This is a genomic window from Mycobacterium sp. E2733 (assembly GCF_001667585.1).
GTDB lineage: Bacteria > Actinomycetota > Actinomycetes > Mycobacteriales > Mycobacteriaceae > Mycobacterium.
Genome location: NZ_LZJZ01000061.1, coordinates 35,730 through 55,034, shown reverse-complemented (window position 1 = coordinate 55,034; position 19,305 = coordinate 35,730). Strand labels below are relative to the sequence as shown.

At 67.6% G+C, this 19,305-nt stretch carries 18 protein-coding genes; 13 read left to right on the top strand and 5 right to left on the bottom strand.

The window, feature by feature from the left end:
- Nucleotides 1-3: 3 nt before the first annotated feature.
- From A5678_RS11235 to nuoN, 13 genes are read left to right on the top strand one after another with little or no spacing between them, the layout of a single operon-like run.
- On the top strand, nucleotides 4-558 hold the full coding sequence (locus tag A5678_RS11235) for an NADH-quinone oxidoreductase subunit B family protein (protein ID WP_068042141.1): 555 nt from the start codon (nucleotides 4-6) through the stop codon (nucleotides 556-558).
- Entirely contained in the window at nucleotides 555-1,262 is a 708-nt protein-coding gene (locus A5678_RS11230; RefSeq protein WP_068042138.1) for an NADH-quinone oxidoreductase subunit C, read from the top strand. Before A5678_RS11235 ends, A5678_RS11230 begins: the two co-directional genes overlap by 4 nt.
- Nucleotides 1,262-2,599 (top strand): NADH dehydrogenase (quinone) subunit D, encoded by a 1,338-nt coding sequence (gene nuoD / locus A5678_RS11225; protein ID WP_068042135.1) that lies wholly within the window; start codon nucleotides 1,262-1,264, stop codon nucleotides 2,597-2,599. The genes A5678_RS11230 and nuoD overlap by 1 nt, the downstream gene beginning before the upstream one ends.
- Nucleotides 2,596-3,354, top strand: coding sequence for an NADH-quinone oxidoreductase subunit NuoE (nuoE, locus tag A5678_RS11220; protein ID WP_068042132.1), 759 nt, complete (start codon nucleotides 2,596-2,598; stop codon nucleotides 3,352-3,354). The genes nuoD and nuoE overlap by 4 nt, the downstream gene beginning before the upstream one ends.
- Nucleotides 3,351-4,682, top strand: coding sequence for an NADH-quinone oxidoreductase subunit NuoF (nuoF, locus tag A5678_RS11215; RefSeq protein WP_068042130.1), 1,332 nt, complete (start codon nucleotides 3,351-3,353; stop codon nucleotides 4,680-4,682). The genes nuoE and nuoF overlap by 4 nt, the downstream gene beginning before the upstream one ends.
- Nucleotides 4,682-7,090 (top strand): NADH-quinone oxidoreductase subunit G, encoded by a 2,409-nt coding sequence (locus tag A5678_RS11210; RefSeq protein ID WP_068042128.1) that lies wholly within the window; start codon nucleotides 4,682-4,684, stop codon nucleotides 7,088-7,090. The genes nuoF and A5678_RS11210 overlap by 1 nt, the downstream gene beginning before the upstream one ends.
- An 8-nt stretch (nucleotides 7,091-7,098) precedes the next feature.
- Nucleotides 7,099-8,361 (top strand): NADH-quinone oxidoreductase subunit NuoH, encoded by a 1,263-nt coding sequence (gene nuoH, locus A5678_RS11205; protein WP_197502113.1) that lies wholly within the window; start codon nucleotides 7,099-7,101, stop codon nucleotides 8,359-8,361.
- Nucleotides 8,354-8,911 (top strand): NADH-quinone oxidoreductase subunit NuoI, encoded by a 558-nt coding sequence (gene nuoI / locus A5678_RS11200; protein ID WP_255396909.1) that lies wholly within the window; start codon nucleotides 8,354-8,356, stop codon nucleotides 8,909-8,911. The genes nuoH and nuoI overlap by 8 nt, the downstream gene beginning before the upstream one ends.
- A 20-nt stretch (nucleotides 8,912-8,931) precedes the next feature.
- The gene (locus A5678_RS11195; protein ID WP_156746872.1) at nucleotides 8,932-9,720 is read left to right on the top strand and encodes an NADH-quinone oxidoreductase subunit J; all 789 of its coding nucleotides are present in this window, start codon (nucleotides 8,932-8,934) and stop codon (nucleotides 9,718-9,720) included.
- Nucleotides 9,717-10,016: an NADH-quinone oxidoreductase subunit NuoK gene (gene nuoK, locus A5678_RS11190; RefSeq protein WP_068042120.1), complete on the top strand. Its 300-nt coding sequence runs from the start codon at nucleotides 9,717-9,719 to the stop codon at nucleotides 10,014-10,016. Before A5678_RS11195 ends, nuoK begins: the two co-directional genes overlap by 4 nt.
- 21 nt (nucleotides 10,017-10,037) lie before the next feature.
- Entirely contained in the window at nucleotides 10,038-11,924 is a 1,887-nt protein-coding gene (gene nuoL / locus A5678_RS11185) for an NADH-quinone oxidoreductase subunit L (protein WP_068042115.1), read from the top strand.
- Nucleotides 11,921-13,495 (top strand): NADH-quinone oxidoreductase subunit M, encoded by a 1,575-nt coding sequence (locus A5678_RS11180; protein ID WP_197502104.1) that lies wholly within the window; start codon nucleotides 11,921-11,923, stop codon nucleotides 13,493-13,495. Before nuoL ends, A5678_RS11180 begins: the two co-directional genes overlap by 4 nt.
- Nucleotides 13,495-15,084, top strand: coding sequence for an NADH-quinone oxidoreductase subunit NuoN (gene nuoN / locus A5678_RS11175; protein ID WP_068042109.1), 1,590 nt, complete (start codon nucleotides 13,495-13,497; stop codon nucleotides 15,082-15,084). The genes A5678_RS11180 and nuoN overlap by 1 nt, the downstream gene beginning before the upstream one ends.
- Nucleotides 15,085-15,086: 2 nt before the next feature.
- Here nuoN and A5678_RS11170 read toward each other — a convergent pair whose 3' ends face one another.
- The 5 genes from A5678_RS11170 to A5678_RS11150 all read right to left on the bottom strand — a co-directional run bounded on the left by A5678_RS11170 (nucleotide 15,087) and on the right by A5678_RS11150 (nucleotide 19,214).
- The gene (locus tag A5678_RS11170) at nucleotides 15,087-15,479 is read right to left on the bottom strand and encodes a hypothetical protein (protein WP_231983649.1); all 393 of its coding nucleotides are present in this window, start codon (nucleotides 15,477-15,479) and stop codon (nucleotides 15,087-15,089) included.
- A 64-nt stretch (nucleotides 15,480-15,543) separates the two neighbouring features.
- A complete protein-coding gene (locus tag A5678_RS11165; RefSeq protein WP_068042104.1) occupies nucleotides 15,544-16,809 on the bottom strand; it encodes a DUF58 domain-containing protein in 1,266 nt (421 codons plus the stop codon).
- 7 nt (nucleotides 16,810-16,816) lie between these two features.
- Nucleotides 16,817-17,788, bottom strand: a complete 972-nt coding sequence (locus tag A5678_RS11160) for a MoxR family ATPase (protein ID WP_068042102.1) — start codon at nucleotides 17,786-17,788, stop codon at nucleotides 16,817-16,819.
- Nucleotides 17,785-18,267 carry a hypothetical protein gene (locus A5678_RS11155; RefSeq protein ID WP_068042099.1) on the bottom strand — a complete coding sequence of 161 codons (483 nt, stop codon included), beginning with the start codon at nucleotides 18,265-18,267 and terminating at the stop codon, nucleotides 17,785-17,787. Before A5678_RS11155 ends, A5678_RS11160 begins: the two co-directional genes overlap by 4 nt.
- Complete coding sequence (locus A5678_RS11150; protein WP_068042095.1) at nucleotides 18,264-19,214, bottom strand: DUF4129 domain-containing protein; 951 nt, start codon at nucleotides 19,212-19,214, stop codon at nucleotides 18,264-18,266. Before A5678_RS11150 ends, A5678_RS11155 begins: the two co-directional genes overlap by 4 nt.
- Nucleotides 19,215-19,305: the final 91 nt, after the last annotated feature.

The following is a 19,305-nucleotide window of genomic DNA, read 5'->3' as shown; positions in this document are numbered from 1 at the left end:
GACGTGGGTCTCGAAGAACAGCTGCCCGGTGGGATTCTGCTGTCAACCGTCGAGAAGGTGGCCGGTTACGTCCGCAAGAACTCGTTGTGGCCGGCGACGTTCGGGTTGGCCTGCTGCGCCATCGAGATGATGGCAACCGCCGGGCCAAGATTCGACCTCGCGCGGTTCGGCATGGAGCGGTTCTCCGCGACGCCGCGCCAGGCGGATCTGATGATCGTGGCCGGGCGGGTCAGCCAGAAGATGGCGCCGGTGCTGCGCCAGATCTACGACCAGATGGCCGAGCCGAAGTGGGTCCTGTCCATGGGCGTGTGCGCGTCGTCGGGCGGGATGTTCAACAACTACGCGATCGTGCAGGGCGTCGATCACGTCGTCCCGGTCGACATCTACCTGCCCGGCTGCCCGCCGCGGCCGGAGATGCTGCTGTACGCAATCCTCAAGCTGCACGAAAAGATTCAGGAGATGCCGCTGGGCGTCAACCGCGAAACCGCCATCGCCGAAGCCGAGCAGGCGGCGCTGGCGGCGAGGCCCACGATCGAGATGCGCGGACTGCTGCGATGAGCTCACCACGCCAGGACCCGCAGGAAGCGATAAGCAGTGGCGACGAGGAAGTCATTGACGTTCGGCACGGCATGTTCGGTGTGTACGACACCGGTGACACGTCGGGATATGGCCGGCTGGTGCGCGAGGTCACGCTCCCGGGCAGCACTCCGCGACCCTATGGCGGATATTTCGACGAGGTGGTGGACCGGCTGGCCGAGGCGCTCAAGCGCCACGGTGTCGAATTCCACGACGCGATAGAGAAAGTCGTGGTGTACCGCGACGAGCTGACCTTGGACGTTCGCCGGGAGCTGCTGCCGCAGGTCGCGCAGCGTTTGCGTGACGAACCGGAACTGCGCTTCGAGATGTGCCTGGGCGTCAGCGGGGTGCACTACCCGCACGAGACGGGCCGCGAACTGCACGCCGTCTACCCGCTGCAGTCGATCACGCACAATCGCCGCATCCGCTTGGAAGTGGCTGCGCCGGACAGTGATCCGCACATTCCGTCGCTGTTTTCGGTCTATCCGACCACCGACTGGCACGAGCGCGAAACCTACGACTTCTTCGGCATCATCTTCGACGGGCATCCATCGCTGACCCGCATCGAGATGCCCGACGACTGGCATGGGCATCCGCAGCGCAAGGACTACCCCCTCGGCGGCATCCCCGTCGAATACAAGGGAGCGCAGATACCCCCGCCCGACGAGCGGAGAGCGTACAACTGATGAGCACAATCACTGACTCGACCAACGGTGGAGGCGGCGCCGAAAGCCCAGAGACCGTTTTGGTCGCCGGCGGTCAGGACTGGGACCAGATCGTCGAGGCCGCGCGCAAGGCGGACCCCGGCGAACGCATCGTCGTCAACATGGGGCCCCAGCACCCGTCCACCCACGGGGTACTGCGGCTGATCCTGGAAATCGAGGGCGAAACCGTCACCGAGGCGCGCTGCGGGATCGGTTATCTACACACCGGGATCGAGAAGAACCTCGAATACCGCTTCTGGACCCAGGGCGTCACCTTCGTGACCCGAATGGATTACCTGTCACCGTTTTTCAACGAGGTCGGATACTGCTTGGGCGTGGAGAAGCTGCTCGGCATCACCGATCAGATACCGGAGCGGGTCAACGTCATCCGGGTGTTGATGATGGAGCTCAACCGGATCTCCTCGCATCTGGTCGCGCTGGCCACCGGTGGCATGGAGCTGGGCGCCATGACGCCCATGTTCGTGGGTTTCCGTGGCCGCGAGATCGTGCTGAATTTGTTCGAGATGGCTTCCGGATTGCGGATGAACCACGCGTACATCCGGCCGGGGGGGGTGGCGCAGGACCTGCCGCCCAACGCAAAAGACGACATCGCCGAAGCCCTCAAGCCGCTGCGCCAGGTGCTGCGCGAAATGGGTGATCTGCTCAACGAGAACCCCATCTGGAAGGCCCGCACCCAGGACGTCGGCTACCTGGATCTGACCGGGTGCATGGCGCTGGGCATCACCGGGCCGATCCTGCGCGCCACGGGGTTGCCGCACGACCTGCGGAAGAGCGAACCGTACTGCGGATATGAAAACTACGAATTCGACGTGATGACCGCCGACACGTGTGATGCTTACGGCCGCTACATGATTCGCGTCAACGAGATGTGGGAGTCGGTCAAGATCGTCGAGCAGTGTCTGGACAAGTTGCAGCCGGGACCGACCATGATCGAGGACCGCAAGATCGCCTGGCCCGCCGACCTGAAGGTGGGACCGGACGGCATGGGTAACTCACCGGAGCACATCGCCAAGATCATGGGCAGCTCGATGGAGGGATTGATCCACCACTTCAAGCTGGTCACCGAGGGCATAAGGGTGCCGCCGGGCCAGGTCTACACCGCGGTGGAATCACCGCGCGGGGAGTTGGGCGTGCACATGGTGAGCGACGGCGGGACCCGCCCCTACCGGGTGCACTTCCGGGACCCCTCCTTCACCAACCTGCAGTCGGTCGCCGCGATGTGCGAGGGCGGCATGGTGGCCGACCTGATCACCGCGGTCGCCAGCATCGACCCGGTCATGGGCGGGGTGGACCGGTGACCGGACCGCAGGGACAGCCGGTCTTCCTCCGGCTCGGACCACCGCCCGAGGAACCCAACGCGTTCGTCGTCGAGGGTGCGCCGCAATCATATTCACCGGAGGTGCGGGCACGGTTGGAGCTCGACGCCAAGGAGATCATCGGCCGCTATCCCAACACGCGCTCGGCGCTGCTGCCGTTGCTGCACCTGGTGCAGGCCGAAGACTCCTACCTGACCCCGGCGGGTCTGGAGTTCTGCGGTGAGCAGCTCGGACTGACCGGCGCCGAGGTCGCGGCGGTGGCGACGTTCTACACGATGTATCGCCGCGGGCCGACCGGCGACTATCTGGTGGGTGTGTGCACCAACACGCTGTGCGCCATCATGGGCGGTGACGCGATATTCGACGCCCTGACAGAGCATCTGGGCATCGGCAACGACGAGACCACCACCGACGGCTCGGTCACCCTGCAACACATCGAGTGCAATGCCGCCTGCGATTACGCGCCGGTGGTGATGGTCAACTGGGAGTTCTACGACAACCAGACGCCCGAATCCGCACGCGAACTCGTCGATTCGTTGCGCTCCGGTGAGCCCCGACCGCCCACCCGCGGCGCTCCGCTGTGCGCCTTCCGTGAGACGTCGCGCATCCTGGCCGGCCTGCCCGACGAGCGCCCCGACCAAGGCCAGGGCGGCGCGGGTGAGGCCACCTTGGTAGGTCTGAAGGTGGCGAAGGAACACGGCATGGAGGCACCGACTCCCCCGGAGAGCCAGTCATGACCAGCGCTCAGGCCACGCCGCTAACCCCGGTCCTCAGCCGCTTTTGGGACGACCCCGAATCCTGGACACTCGAGACCTACCGGCGTCACGACGGCTACGAGGCGATGAAGAAGGCGCTGAGCATGGCGCCCGACGACGTGATCGCAACCGTCAAGGACTCCGGGCTGCGCGGGCGCGGCGGTGCCGGCTTCTCGACCGGGACTAAGTGGTCGTTCATCCCCCAGGGCGACACCGGCGCGGCCGCCAAGCCGCACTACCTGGTGGTCAACGCCGACGAGTCGGAACCCGGTACGTGCAAAGACATGCCGCTGATGCTGGCGACACCGCATCTCCTCGTCGAGGGTGTCATCATCGCCGCGTACGCGATCCGTGCCCACCACGCGTTCATCTACGTGCGCGGGGAAGTCCTGCCCGTGCTGCGCCGCCTGCAGAACGCGGTGGCCGAGGCTTACGCCGCCGGTTACCTGGGCCGCGACATCAACGGCTCGGGCTTCGATTTGGAGCTGGTGGTGCATGCGGGCGCGGGCGCTTACATCTGCGGTGAGGAAACCGCGCTGCTGGATTCGCTGGAGGGCCGGCGCGGCCAGCCGCGGCTACGGCCACCGTTCCCCGCGGTGTCCGGCCTCTACGGCTGCCCCACCGTGATCAACAACGTCGAATCGATTGCCAGCGTGCCGCCGATCATTCTGAACGGCGTCGAGTGGTTCCGCTCGATGGGCAGCGAGAAATCGCCCGGCTTCACGCTGTATTCGCTATCCGGACACGTCACCCGCCCGGGTCAGTACGAGGCCCCGCTGGGTATCACGTTGCGCGAGTTGCTCCAATACGCCGGCGGCGTGCGGGCCGGGCATCGGCTCAAGTTCTGGACGCCGGGCGGGTCGTCGACACCGATCCTCACCGAGGAGCACCTCGACGTGCCGCTGGACTACGAGGGCGTGGGCGGGGCCGGGTCGATGCTGGGCACCAAGGCGCTGCAGATTTTCGACGAGACGACGTGCGTGGTGCGCGCGGCCCGGCGCTGGTCGGAGTTCTACAAGCACGAGTCGTGCGGCAAATGCACGCCGTGCCGGGAGGGCACCTACTGGCTGGTCCCGATCTACGACAGGCTGGAAAACGGCCAGGGCACCCAGGAGGATCTGGACACGCTCCTCGACATCGCCGACGTTCTGTTCGGAAAGTCGTTCTGCGCGTTGGGCGATGGCGCGGCGATGCCGGTGCAGTCGTCGATTCGATACTTCCGCGACGAGTACGTCGCCCACGTCGAGGGCGGCGGTTGCCCATTCGACCCCCGAAAGTCCATGCTCGCTTCGAATGGAGAGCGGCACTGATGACCCAGACAGCCGACACCGACAAGAATGTCGCGGACGCGGAGATGGTGACGTTGACCATCGACGACAACGAGATCACGGTTCCCAAAGGAACTTTGGTGATTCGTGCCGCCGAGTTGATGGGCATCCAGATCCCGCGGTTCTGCGAACACCCGTTGCTGGACCCGGTGGGCGCGTGCCGGCAGTGCATCGTGGAGATCGAGGGTCAGCGCAAGCCGATGACCTCGTGCACTGTGGCGGCCACCGACGGCATGGTGGTACGCACCCAACTGAGCTCGGAGGTCGCCGACAAGGCGCAGCACCTGGTGATGGAGCTGCTCTTGATCAACCATCCGCTGGACTGTCCGATGTGCGACAAGGGCGGCGAATGCCCGCTGCAGAACCAGGCGATGTCCAACGGCCGGCCCGAGAGCCGCTTCCACGACAGCAAACGGCGCTTTGCGAAGCCCATCAACATCTCGTCGCAGGTGCTGCTGGACCGGGAGCGGTGCATTTCATGCGTGCGCTGCACCCGGTTCTCCGACCAGATCGCCGGCGACAAATTCATCGACGTGCTGGAACGCGGCGCGCAGCAGCAGATCGGGATTTACGCCAATGAGCCGTTCGACTCGTATTTCTCGGGGAACACGGTGCAGATCTGCCCGGTGGGCGCGCTGACCGGAACCGCCTACCGCTTCCGGGCCCGCCCCTTCGACCTGGTGTCCAGCCCCAGCGTCTGCGAGCACTGCGCGTCCGGGTGCGCCCAGCGCACCGACCACCGGCGCGGCAAGGTGCTGCGCCGGCTGGCCGGCGACGACCCCGAGGTCAACGAGGAGTGGAACTGCGACAAGGGCCGGTGGGCGTTCACCTACGCGACCCAGGCGGACGTGATCACCACTCCCCTGATCCGAGATGCGGACGGCGAGCTGGTGCCCGCGTCGTGGTCGCACGCGATTGCGACGGCGATCCGGGGTCTCGAGGCGGCCCGCGGACGCACGGGTGTGCTCGTCGGTGGCCGGGCCACCTTGGAAGACGCCTACGCCTACTCCAAGTTCACCCGAATCATCTTGGACAGCAACGACATCGACTTCCGCGCCCGTCCGAGCTCGGCCGAGGAGGCCGACTTCCTCGCGGCACGCATCGCCGGCCGGCGCGACGTCAGCTATTCCGATCTGGAATCGGCGCCGGTAGTGCTGCTGGTCGGGTTCGAGCCGGAAGACGAGTCGCCCATCGTATTCCTGCGGCTGCGCAAGGCCGCCCGCAAGCGCGGGCTGCCGGTATACGCGGTCGCGCCATTCGCCACCCGGGCACTGGAGAAGATGTCCGGGAAGCTCATAAAAACGGCGCCCGGGGCTGAAGCGTCGGCGCTGGACGGGCTGGCCACCGGGAAGGTGGGCGAGCTGCTGTCCACTCCGGGCGCGGTCATCATGGTCGGTGAGCGCCTGGCCACGGCGCCCGGCGGATTGTCCGCCGTTGCCCGGCTCGCCGACGCCACCGGGGCCCGGCTGGCGTGGGTACCGCGCCGGGCCGGCGAGCGCGGCGCGCTGGAGGCCGGCGCGCTGCCCGCCCTGCTGCCGGGCGGTCGCCCCCTTGCCGACGAGGCCGCCCGCGCGCAGATCGCCGCGGCGTGGAATGTTGACCAATTGCCTTCCGGCAGCGGGCGCGACGCCGACGGCATCCTGACCGCGGCCGCCGACGGGGCGCTGGGCGCCCTGCTGGTCGGCGGTGTCGAACCCGATGACTTCGCCGACCCCGAAGCGGTGCTGGCCGCGCTCGAGTCCGCGGGGTTCGTCGTCAGCCTGGAGCTGCGGCGCAGCGCGGTTACCGAACGCGCCGACGTGGTGTTTCCGGTGGCGTCGACGGCCCAGAAAGCCGGCGCGTTCGTCAACTGGGAGGGCCGCTACCGCCCGTTCGAACCCGCACTGCACGGCACCGCCCAGCGCGCCGGCCAGTCGGACCACCAGGTGCTCGACGCGCTGGCCGAGGAGATGGGCGTCTATCTGGGGCTCTCGACCGCCGAAGCGGCCCGCGCGGAACTGTCCGCGCTGGGAATGTGGGAAGGCGGCTGGGCCGCCGGGCCCGCCGTCGCGGCCCAGGAGCGGACCGAACCGGTTGCCGGCGAGGCGGTGTTGACCGGCTGGCGGCTGCTGCTCGACAACGGCCGGATGCAGGACGGCGAACCGCACTTGGCAGGCACCGCGCGCAAACCCGCGGTGCGCCTGTCGGCCGACACGGCCGCCGAAATCGACGCCGCCGACGGTGACGCGGTCACGGTCAGCACGCCGCGCGGATCGATCAGTCTGCCGCTGATCATCACCGACATGCCCGACCGGGTGGTGTGGCTTCCGCTGAACTCGCCCGGCTGCGCCGTCCACCGCCAGCTGGGCGTAACCCTGGGCAGCACAGTGAAGATCGGAATGGGATCATGACGAACTCCTTGACCGCCTTCGGACACGACACCTGGTGGCTGGTGCTGGGCAAGGCGCTGGCCATCTTCGTGTTCCTCATGCTCAATGTGTTGGTCGCGATCTTGCTCGAGCGCAAGATCCTCGGCTGGATGCAGCGGCGGCCCGGGCCGAACCGGGCGGGACCGTGGGGCGCCCTGCAGAGCCTGGCCGACGGAATCAAGTTGGCGCTCAAGGAAACCATCACCCCGGGCGGCGTCGACAAGTTCGTCTACTTCGCGGCGCCGGTCATCTCCACGATCCCGGCGTTCACCGCCTTCGCGTTCATTCCGTTCGGCCCCGTGGTGTCGGTGTTCGGCCACCGCACACCGCTGCAGCTGACCGATCTGCCGGTCGCGGTGCTCTTCATTCTCGGACTGTCGGCGATCGGCGTGTACGGAATCGTGCTGGGCGGCTGGGCATCTGGGTCCACCTACCCGCTGCTCGGCGGGGTGCGCTCCACCGCCCAGGTCATCTCTTACGAGGTGGCGATGGGGCTGTCGTTCGCGGCGGTGTTCCTTTACGCCGGCTCGATGTCGACATCGCAGATTGTTGCCGCGCAGGACCGGGTCTGGTTCGTGTTCTTGCTGCTGCCATCATTCGTCATCTATCTCATCTCGATGGTCGGCGAAACCAACCGGGCGCCATTCGATTTGCCCGAGGCCGAGGGCGAGCTGGTCGCGGGCTTCCACACCGAGTACTCGTCGCTGAAGTTCGCGATGTTCATGCTGGCCGAGTACGTCAACATGATGACGGTCTCGTCGCTGGCCACCGTCCTGTTCTTCGGAGGCTGGCATGCGCCGTGGCCGATCAACATGTGGGCCGGCGCCAACACCGGATGGTGGCCGGTGCTCTGGTTCACCGCCAAGATGTGGACGTTCCTGTTCATCTACTTCTGGCTGCGGGCCTCGCTGCCCCGGCTGCGCTACGACCAGTTCATGGGGCTGGGCTGGAAGCTGCTGATCCCGGCCTCGCTGGTCTGGGTGTTGATCGCGGCCGTGATCCGCACCCTGCAGAACCAGGGGTATGCGCATTGGACCCCGCTGCTGGTGGCCTGCAGCGTCGTGTTCGCCACGGCGTTGGTGCTGCTGTCGCGAAAGCCGTTCGCCACGCCCGGCATTCGCGCGCTGGAGCGGCAGCTGCGCCGCCAGGCCAAGCAACTACCGGCCGGACAGATCTCCGCACCGGTATTCCCGACACCGCCGCTGCCGATGAAGTCCCTGGCGGCTGCGAGCAAGGAGAAAGCACGTGGCTGAATTTCTTCGGCGGCCATTAGCCGCCATCGCCGGATTCGGCGTGACGTTCGCATCGATGTTCAAAAAGCGCGTCACCGAGGAGTATCCGGAGAAGCCGGGCCCCATCGCACCGCGCTATCACGGGCGTCACCAGCTCAACCGGTACCCGGACGGACTGGAGAAGTGCATCGGGTGCGAGCTGTGCGCGTGGGCGTGTCCCGCCGACGCGATCTACGTCGAGGGCGCGGACAACACCGAGGAGCTCAGGTATTCGCCCGGAGAACGCTATGGCCGGGTGTACCAAATCAATTACCTGCGTTGCATCGGCTGCGGCCTGTGCATCGAGGCCTGCCCGACCCGGGCACTGACGATGACGAACGACTACGAGATGGCCGACGACAACCGCGCCGACCTGATCTACGAAAAGGACCGGCTGCTGGCGCCGCTGCTGCAGGACATGCTCGCGCCGCCGCACCCAAGGGCGCCCGGCGCCACCGACAAGGACTACTACCTGGGCAACGTCACCGCGAACGGCCTGCGCGAAACCGAGAAGGCCGGGGACTCCCGGTGACTGCGGTAACGGGCCAGCTGCTGGCTGCCAATCTGGCTTCCGACACGATCGTCCGCACCTCCACCGGTGAAGCGGTCGCGTTCTGGGTGTTGGGCGCGCTGGCGCTGATCGGCGCGATCGGCGTGGTGCTGTCGGTCAACGCCGTGTACTCGGCGATGTTCCTGGCGATGACGATGATCATCCTCGCCGTGTTCTACATGATCCAGGACGCGCTGTTTTTGGGTGTCGTCCAAGTCGTGGTCTACACCGGTGCGGTGATGATGCTGTTCTTGTTCGTGCTGATGCTGATCGGCGTGGACTCCGCCGAGTCCCTTAAGGAGACGCTGCGCGGGCAGCGCATCGCCGCTGTGCTGGCCGGCGTCGGGTTCGGCGTTCTACTGATCGCCGCGACTGGCACCGCCGCGACCGGTGGATTCGCGGGGCTGACCGCCGCCAATGCCAACGGCAACGTGGAAGGGCTTGCCGCGCTGATCTTCTCCCGCTATCTGTGGGCGTTCGAACTCACCAGCGCGCTGCTGATCACCGCGGCCATCGGGGCGATGGTGCTGGCCCACCGCGAGCGCTTCGAGCGCCGCAAGACGCAGCGGGAACTCTCGCAGGAGAGATTCCAGCCCGGCGGGCACCCGACCCCGATGCCCAGCCCTGGCGTCTACGCGCGCCACAACGCCGTCGACGTGGCCGCGCTGCTGCCGGACGGGTCGTACTCGGAGCTTTCGGTGTCGCCGATCCTGCGCAGCCGCGGCGCCGACGGCAAGGAAACCCCCTCCCGTCAGGCGAGCCCCTCCCTATCCCAAGGCGGCACCTCATGAATCCGGCCAATTACCTCTACCTTTCGGCGCTGCTGTTCACCGTCGGGGCCTCGGGTGTGCTGCTGCGACGCAACGCCATTGTGATGTTCATGTGCGTCGAGCTGATGCTGAACGCGGTCAACCTCGCGTTCGTCACGTTCGCGCGGATGCACGGCCACCTGGACGGGCAGATGATCGCGTTCTTCACGATGGTGGTGGCCGCGTGCGAGGTCGTCGTCGGACTGGCCATCATCATGACGATTTTCCGTGCCCGCAAATCGGCGTCGGTCGACGACGCGAACCTACTCAAAGGCTGACAACGCCAATATGGGGCCAACATGACTCACTACACCTGGCTGCTGGTGGCGCTGCCGCTGGCGGGGGCCGCGATCCTGTTGTTCGGCGGTCGACGAACCGACGCGGGGGGGCACTGGCTGGGCTGCGCCACCGCCCTCGCGGCGTTCGGCGTCGGCCTGAGCCTGCTGAACGAGCTGCTCGGCCGCGGCGCCGACGACCGGGTCATCCACCAGACGGTGTTCAGCTGGATCCCGGTCGGCCAACTGCAGGTGGACCTCGGCATGCAGATCGACCAGCTCTCCGTGTGCTTCGTACTGCTGATCACCGGCGTCGGGTCGCTGATCCACATCTATTCGGTCTCCTACATGGCCGAAGACCCGGACCGCCGACGGTTTTTCGGCTACCTCAACCTGTTCCTGGCCTCGATGCTGCTGCTGGTGGTCGCCGACAACTACGTGGTGCTCTACGTCGGCTGGGAGGGCGTGGGCCTGGCCTCCTACCTTTTGATCGGGTTCTGGTATCACAAGCCGACGGCGGCCACCGCGGCCAAGAAGGCGTTCGTGATGAACCGCGTCGGGGACGCCGGGCTCGCGCTGGGAATGTTCTTGATGTTCAGCACCTTCGGCACGCTGTCCTACGCCGGGGTGTTCGCCGGTGCGCCCGCCGCCGGCCGCGGCGCGCTGACGGCGATGGGCTTGCTGCTGCTGTTGGGCGCCTGCGCCAAGTCCGCGCAGGTCCCGCTGCAGGCCTGGTTGGGTGACGCCATGGAGGGCCCCACCCCGGTGTCCGCGCTGATCCACGCCGCCACCATGGTGACCGCCGGGGTCTACCTCATCGTGCGGTCCAACCCGCTCTACAATTTGGCGCCCGATGCTCAAACCGCCGTCGTCGTCGTCGGCGCCGTTACGTTGTTGCTCGGGGCGTTCATCGGCTGCGGCAAGGACGACATCAAGCGCGCGCTGGCGGCCTCGACGATGAGCCAGATCGGCTACATGGTGCTCGCCGCCGGATTGGGCCCGGCCGGTTACGCGTTCGCGATCATGCACCTGCTCACCCACGGCTTCTTCAAGGCGGGCTTGTTCCTCGGCTCGGGCGCGGTGATTCACGCGATGCACGAGGAACAGGACATGCGCCGCTACGGCGGACTGCGCGCGGCGCTGCCGATCACATTCGCCACCTTCGGCCTCGGGTATCTGGCGATCATCGGCGTTCCCCCGTTCGCGGGCTTCTTCTCCAAGGACGCCATCATCGAGGCGGCGCTGGGCGCCGGCGACGTCCGCGGTTATGTGCTGGGCGGGGCCGCGCTGCTGGGCGCGGGCGTCACCGCGTTCTACATGACGCGCGTGATGCTGATGACCTTCTTCGGCCGAAAGCGTTGGGCACCAAACACCCATCCGCACGAGGCGCCCGGCCTGATGACATGGCCGATGATCCTGCTCGCGGTCGGCTCGGTGTTCTCCGGTGGGCTGCTGGCATGGCGGGGCACCCTGCAACGCTGGCTCGAGCCGGTCGTCGGGAAACACGAAGAGGTGACCCATGCCTTTCCCACGTGGGTGAGCACCGCCCTGGCGCTGGGCGTCGTCGTCGTCGGGATCGCGGTCGCCTACCGGCTGTACGCCACCGCGGAAATCCCCAGGGTGGCACCGCTTTCGGTGTCGCCGGTCACGACCGCCGCGCGCCGGGACTTCTACGGCGACGCCTTCAACGAGGGCGTGTTCATGCGCCCCGGGGCCGAACTGACCCAAGCGCTCGTCGACGTCGACAACGCGGGAGTGGACGGCTCCGTCAACGCGCTGGCCGCGCTGGTGGGCCGGACTTCGAATCGCCTGCGGGGGCTACAAACCGGCTTCGCCCGCAACTACGCATTGTCGATGCTCACGGGCGCGGTCCTGGTGGTCGCGCTGATCCTGGCGGTGAAACTGTGGTGAAAAACCTTCCGTGGCTGAGCATCCTGTGGCTGGTGCCGCTGGCCGGCTCCGTGCTCGTCATCCTGCTGCCGCCGGGGCTGCGCCGGCTCGCCAAGTGGACCGGCCTGGTGGTCGGCGTCCTCACGCTGGCGGTTGCGGTCGTCGTCACCCTCGGCTTCAAGTCCGGTGGCACCACCTACCAGTTCGTCGAAAGCCATTCCTGGATACCGGCGTTCGGCGCCACCTATTCCCTCGGTGTGGACGGTATCGCGGTGGTGCTGGTGCTGCTCACCGCCGTGCTGATCCCGGTGCTGCAGGTGGCCGGCTGGAATGACGGCGGCGAGCGCAATCCTCGTGGCGTGCACGCCTATGTCGCCCTGACGCTGGCCATCGAGTCGATGGTGCTGATCTCGGTGGTCGCGCTGGACGTATTGCTCTTCTACGTCTTCTTCGAAGCCATGCTCATCCCGATGTACTTCCTGATCGGGGGCTTCGGCGGTGGCGTGGGCAGGTCACGCGCGGCGGTGAAGTTCTTGCTGTACAACCTGTTCGGCGGGCTGATCATGCTGGCCGCGGTAATCGGGTTGTACGTGGTGACCGCGCAGCACGGTTCGGGCACCTTCGACTTCCGCGAAATCGTCGCGGGCGTCGCCTCCGGCCGCTACGGCGCCGACTCCGCGGTGTTCAAGGCGCTGTTCCTGGGCTTCATGTTCGCCTTCGCCATCAAGGCGCCGCTATGGCCCTTCCACCGCTGGCTGCCCGACGCCGCGGTGGAGGCCACGCCGGCCACCGCGGTGCTGATGATGGCGGTGATGGACAAGGTCGGCACCTTCGGCATGCTGCGCTACTGCCTGCAGCTGTTCCCCGGCGCCTCAACCTATTTCCGCCCCCTGATCGTCGTGCTGGCCGTCATCGGGGTCATCTACGGCGCGGTCGTGGCCATCGGGCAGACCGACATCATGCGCCTGATCGCCTACACCTCCATCTCGCACTTCGGGTTCATCATTCTGGGCGTCTTCGTGATGACGAGCCAGGGGCAGAGCGGGTCGACGCTGTACATGCTCAACCACGGCCTGTCCACGGCGGCGGTCTTCCTGATCGCAGGCTTCCTGATATCCCGGCACGGCAGCCGGAAGATCGCCGACTACGGCGGCGTGCAGAAGGTGGCGCCCATCCTGGCGGGGACGTTCCTCGTCTCGGCCATGGCCACCCTGTCGCTGCCTGGCCTGGCACCATTCATCAGCGAATTCCTGGTGCTGCTGGGCACTTTCAACCGGTACTGGCTGGCCGCCGCCTTCGGTGTCACCGCGCTGGTGCTGTCCGCCATCTACATGCTGTGGCTCTACCAACGAATGATGACCGGACCGGTGCTCACCGGCAACGAGAAGATCGGCGACCTGCGCGCGCGCGAATTGCTGGTCGTCACCCCGTTGATCGCGCTGTTGCTCGTCCTCGGGGTTTACCCGAAGCCGGTGCTCGACATCATCAACCCCGCCGTCGAGAACACCATGACCACCATCGGTCAGCATGATCCCGCGCCGAGCGTGCCGGCGGTCAACCGCGCACCCCGGACAGCCGAAGGACCGCGATGATGACGCTCCCCACCCCCAGCATCGAGTACTTCCTGCTCTGCCCGACGCTCATCGTGTTCGGCGTCGCCGTCGTCGGCGTCCTCGCGGAAGCGTTTCTGCCCAGGCGGATTCGCTATCACGCCCAGGTGACGCTGGCCGTGGCCGGTTTGATAGCGGCATTCGTCGCGGTGGTGAAAGTGGCCGAGTCGATTCCGGCCTCCGGCCGCGCGACGGTGCTGGGCGCGATGGCCGTCGACCGGCCGACCCTCTACCTGCAGGGCACGGTGCTGCTGGTCGCGGTGCTGGCGGTCATCTTCATTGCCGAACGCACGCAAACCAAGGCGGACAGCAAGGTTCTCGCGGCGGCGGGCGCCGCCGGGCCGGTGGGCCTGGATTCCTTCACCCCGCAGGCGTCCGCGGTTCCGGGCAGCGACGCCGAGCGTGACGCGGAGCGGGCCGGGGCCGCGCAGACGGAGCTGTTCCCACTGGCGATGCTGTCCGTGGGCGGCATGATGGTCTTCCCCGCATCCAACGACTTGCTGACGATGTTCGTTGCGCTCGAAGTTCTTTCGCTGCCCCTGTATTTGATGTGCGGCCTGGCCCGTCATCGGCGCCTGCTGTCGCAGGAGGCGGCGATGAAGTACTTCTTGCTGGGCGCCTTCTCGTCGGCGTTCTTCCTGTACGGCGTGGCGCTGCTGTACGGCGCGACCGGGACGCTGCTGCTGACCGGCATCCGCGACGCGTTGGCGGCGCACGGAGACACCTCGATGGCGTTGGTGGGCGTCGCGCTGCTGTCCGTCGGCCTGCTGTTCAAAGTGGGTGCGGTTCCGTTCCATTCCTGGATTCCGGACGTCTACCAGGGCGCGCCCACGCCCATCACCGGGTTCATGGCGGCGGCGACCAAGGTCGCGGCCTTCGGCGCCCTGCTGCGGGTGATCTACGTCGCGCTGCCGCCCCTGCACGACCAATGGCGCCCGGTGTTGTGGGCCATCTCGATCCTCACCATGGCGGTGGGCACCATCACCGCGGTGAACCAGACCGACGTCAAGCGCATGCTGGCCTATTCCTCGGTCGCCCACGTCGGGTTCATCCTCACCGGCGTGATCGCCGACAACCAGGCGGGCCTTTCGTCCACGCTGTTCTACCTGCTCGCCTACAGCTTCAGCACCGTCGGCGCGTTCGCGATCGTGGGCCTGATCCGCGATGCCGACGGCGTCGAGGACGCCGCCGTGTCGCACTGGGCCGGGCTCGGGCAGCGCTCACCGATTGTGGGCGTGATGTTTTCGATGTTCCTGCTGGCCTTCGCCGGCATCCCGCTGACGAGCGGGTTCGTCAGCAAGCTCGCCGTGTTCAAGGCCGCGGCGCAGGGTGGTGCGGCACCCCTGGTGATCATCGGTGTGGTGGCCAGTGGGATCGCCGCCTACTTCTATGTGCGGGTGATCGTGTCGATGTTCTTCACCGAGGTAACCGACGACACCCCCCATGTGGTGGCGCCGGGAATCTTGAGCAAGGCCGCGATTGCGGTGTGCGCCGCGATCACCGTGGTGTTGGGCATCTTCCCGCAGCCGGTGCTCGACCTCGCCGACCAGGCCGCCCAACTGCTGCACTGAGATCAGTTCAGGAACGGGCGCGCCGCCAGGACGTAGACGGCCAGAGCGGCCAGCGGCGCGGCCAACGGCAACCACGGCAGCTGCAAGGGGAACGACGTCGCGACCAACCCCGCGAACGTGAACCCCACGGCGCCAACGGCAGTCGGCCAGCTGCCGAGCACCGCACCGGCCGACCCCCCGACAGCGTGGCGGCAGACCAGGTAGGCGGCGGCGCTCAGCCCCGACAGCGCGACGAACACCAACGGCGGGTCGGACAGCGTGATCGTGAGCACCGACAGCAGCACCGCAAGCGTTGCGGCGGGACGAAACGCCGTCCCCGCCAAAACCGCGCCCAGCGCTGTTGCCCAGGCGGCCACGGCGCGTCCGTGCGACCCGTCGGCAGCCAGGCCCACCATCAGCAGGCCGAACGCGACAGAGAACACCGGGGCCCACAGCCGCGGCAATGCCGACGTGCGATCGCTAGCCACGGAGCCGCCCCCGCACCCTCCGGCGGCGGTCCGGCAGCACACCCATGGACTGCTCCAGGCCGCTATCTCCTTGCCACGAAACGATGTCGACGCCGACGGTGGCCATGTCCCGGTACATGGCGGAACGCTGCAGCGTCCACATCCGGTCGACCAGGGGATCCTGCTCGCCCTCGAACGGGGAGCTGTCGAGGATGTCGACGGCGATGACGACGTGGCCCCGCTTGCGTAGATCGATCAGCGCGAGCGCGAATTCGGTGTCGAGCAGCGTGGAGAAGGCGATGACGATCGCACCGGCGGGAACGGCCGCGCGTGGCGCCAACGTGCCCGTTGTCTTCTCGAATCGGTCGCCGGCACCGAGCACCGTGTCGAGCACCCGATAGAACTGGCGCTGCCCGATGTCGGCGCCCAGCCACCGCGGGCGGTTACCGCCCAGGGCGACGATTCCGGCGCGGTCTCCGTGCCGCAGCGCGGTCTGTACGACCTGCGCGGCGCCGCGAACCACGCGCTCGGTGGCACGGGTCGCCGGGCCCGCCGGCTGGCGATAGGTGTCGATCAGCACCACCACGTCGGCGGCGCGGTCGGTGAGGCGCTGAGTGACGTGTAATTGGCCGCGGCGCGCGCTCACCGGCCAATTCACCGCGCGCAGTTGGTCTCCGGGCACGTAGGCGCGAATGTCGGCATATTCGACGCCGGGGCCGACGTGCCGGGTGAGGTGGGCGCCCAGGCGGTCGAGCAGCTCGGTCTGCGGGATGGGCGTCGACTGCGGGGGCGTCAGCGGAAAGACGATGACTTCGGCGGCGTCGACGGTGGCCGTCCCCGACAGCAGCCCGCCGCGCGCGACCGCGTCGACCCGGGCCCGAATGAAGTACCTGCCCCAGCGTTCCGCGGTCGCCGCAACCCTTTTGGTCCGGCGGGAGTCCGAGTCGAGTACTTCGAGCTGCATCCCCTCGACGGCCGGAATGTTGACCTCGACCGCCGAAAACCCCATCGGCCCGCCCTCTTCCGTCGCCCAGATGCTCACTTGCGCCAGGTCGTTTTCGAAGCACCGCTGTGCATCGGGCTCGCCGTGCACGCGGATCGTCGGCACGGGCCGTTGCCAGCTGATCGAGCACAGCACCCCCAGCAGCGGTGCCGCGAAGGCGATCAGCTGCCACCGCCCGCCCATCACCGCGAACGCGAGCGCCAGCCCCGCGCAGGTCGCGATGGCCCGCGTCAACTGCGATGCGCGCCAGCGGAACTCGACCGGCGGGTGGGTCACGTCGCGCTCATCCGGCGTCCCCGTGGCCCGTGCGGGGCACCGGCAAGCGGCGCAGCAACTCCCCTACGACGTCGGCGCCCTGAATCTTGCGCACCCACATCTCCGGGCGCAAGGTGATCCGGTGCGCGACCGCCGGGACGGCGAGCGCCTTGACGTCTTCGGGGATCACATAGTCGCGGCCGAGCAAAAGCGCGCGGGCGCGGGCGAGTTGAACCAGGTCGAGCTCGGCGCGCGGGCTGGCGCCCACCGCCACCTGCGGGTGGTGCCGCGTGGCGTTGGCCAGCGACACCACGTAGCGCAACACGTCCTCGTGCACGGTCACCTGCTCGACCGATTCGCGCATCGCGAGCAGGTCGTGGGCATCCACTACTTGACCGACGGTCGGCTCCACCGACCCGCGTTCGAGGCGCCGGCGCAGCATCGCGGCCTCGTCGCGCTCGGAGAGATAGCGCAATTCCAGGCGGATCGCGAACCGGTCGAGCTGCGCTTCCGGCAGCGGGTAGGTGCCCTCGTACTCGATCGGGTTGTCGGTTGCGAGGACGATGAAAGGCTTTGGTAGCTGGTGTGTTTCGCCGTCGATGCTGACCTGGCCTTCGGCCATCGCCTCGAGCAGCGCCGCCTGGGTCTTGGGCGGAGTGCGGTTGATTTCGTCGGCGAGCAGCAGGTTGGTGAAGATGGGTCCGGCCCGGAACGCGAAACGACCCGACTGCATGTCGTAGATCGTCGAACCGAGCAGGTCCGCGGGCAGCAGATCGGGGGTGAACTGCACGCGGGTGAATTGCAGCCCCAGCGCCGCGGCGAACGATCTGGCGATCAGCGTCTTGCCCAGGCCCGGCAGGTCCTCGATCAGCACATGGCCGCGGGCGAGCACCGCGATGAGGATGAGCGTGAGCGCGGAACGCTTGCCCACCACCACGCGCTCGATCTCGTCGAGCACCGCCTCGCAGTGCGCTGTGGTTGTTGCCGCCGGCAGCGTCATACCTGTTCCAACTTTCGCAGAATCTCTTCCAGCGTCGCACGGCCTGGACCGGGGCGCCGGTCACCGGTGCGTGCGACGTTGTTCGGATTAACCCATTCCCACAATTCGGCCCCGAAGAGCATTTGACCGCCCGCCTGATACGCCACGGGGTCCTTGGATCGCCTTTGGCCGGTGGTCATCTCGTATCTGCGCGCGAGCATCGGACGCAGGTGCCGGTCCCAGTCCACCCGGGTGGACTCCGACCACCGGATCGTCGTCTCGGTGTTGGAAAGCCAGCGCCGCAACGAATCCCCGAGATCGTCGGAACCCTCGTCGGGCTCGGCCCCCATTCCGCGTCCCAGCACGCGACGGACGGTGAGCAGTACCAGCGCCAGGGCACCACCCGAGGCGGCCAACACCAACCTTCGGTCGTGCTGCATCAGCGCCAGCAACTCGATTCCGACGATGAGGCAGATGCCCAGGGCCAGCGTTCTGGTCATACAAGACTCCGGGAGCCCAGTTCGTCGAGGACCATCTCGAGCACGCGCACCGCCACGTCGCGGTGGCCCTCGTTCATCACATGCGGGCTGAATCGCGCCTCGGCGAACAGATTCACCAATTGCACGGCGTTGTCGGCATGCAGCGCACGGTGTTCGACCGCCCGGGCCAGCACCTCGGTCGGGGTGTCGAAGTCCTGCGGGGCGGCGCCGGGCACGTTGGCGAGTTCGCGCTCCATCGCCGCATAACAGGCGATGATCGCCTCGCGGGGCTCCCGGCTGAGGTCGGTCATCTCGGCCAGCCCACGCTCGGCCGCCCGCACCAGAGATTCCGAACGTGTTGGCGGCGAAGGAGATTCGGCGTGATCGTCGTCGATGACGGCGCCCGGCGTCCCCGCGCGCCACCGCCGCCGCGACATGACGACCGTCCCCGTCACGATGATCAGCATCATCGGGACGGTGGCGGCGAGCAGGATGCCGAACATGTCCCCGTTGTGCGAACGCGGCCGCTGCGGCGCCGGGGCGTTGCCATGTTCCGCCGGCGGAGCGCCGGTCGCCTGTGGGGGCTGCGCCTGACCGACGCCGTGGGGCGCCAACAGGTGGGTGGCCACCATCACGATCAGCAGCCAGGCCACGATGACCGCCAGCGCGATCAGCACCACGCGCCAGCTCGGCCGGCCCCTGCCCGTGCCGAGCAGCTCCGACAGCTGGCCCACTTGGGGCGCCGTCGCGCGCGGGTCCCGCAACCGGGCGATGACCGCGATCGCCACCAGCGCGAGAGTCACGCCGAGGGCGGCCACCACGAAGACCAGCGCCGCCCGGCCGCCGACGGCCTCGCCGCGCTCCTCATGGTGCGCGGCCGGCAGATAGCCCCGCAGCGCGGCGGAGACGACGAGCAGCAGCACGATCAGGGCGACGACCCGCCCCGTGGGCTTGTCCATACCAGGCATTGGCACACCACTCGTTTGTTGCGGCACTGGCCTCGCCTCATCCTGGCACGCCGGGCCGCGGGTTATCCACAGTCGGCGATTCATCCACAAA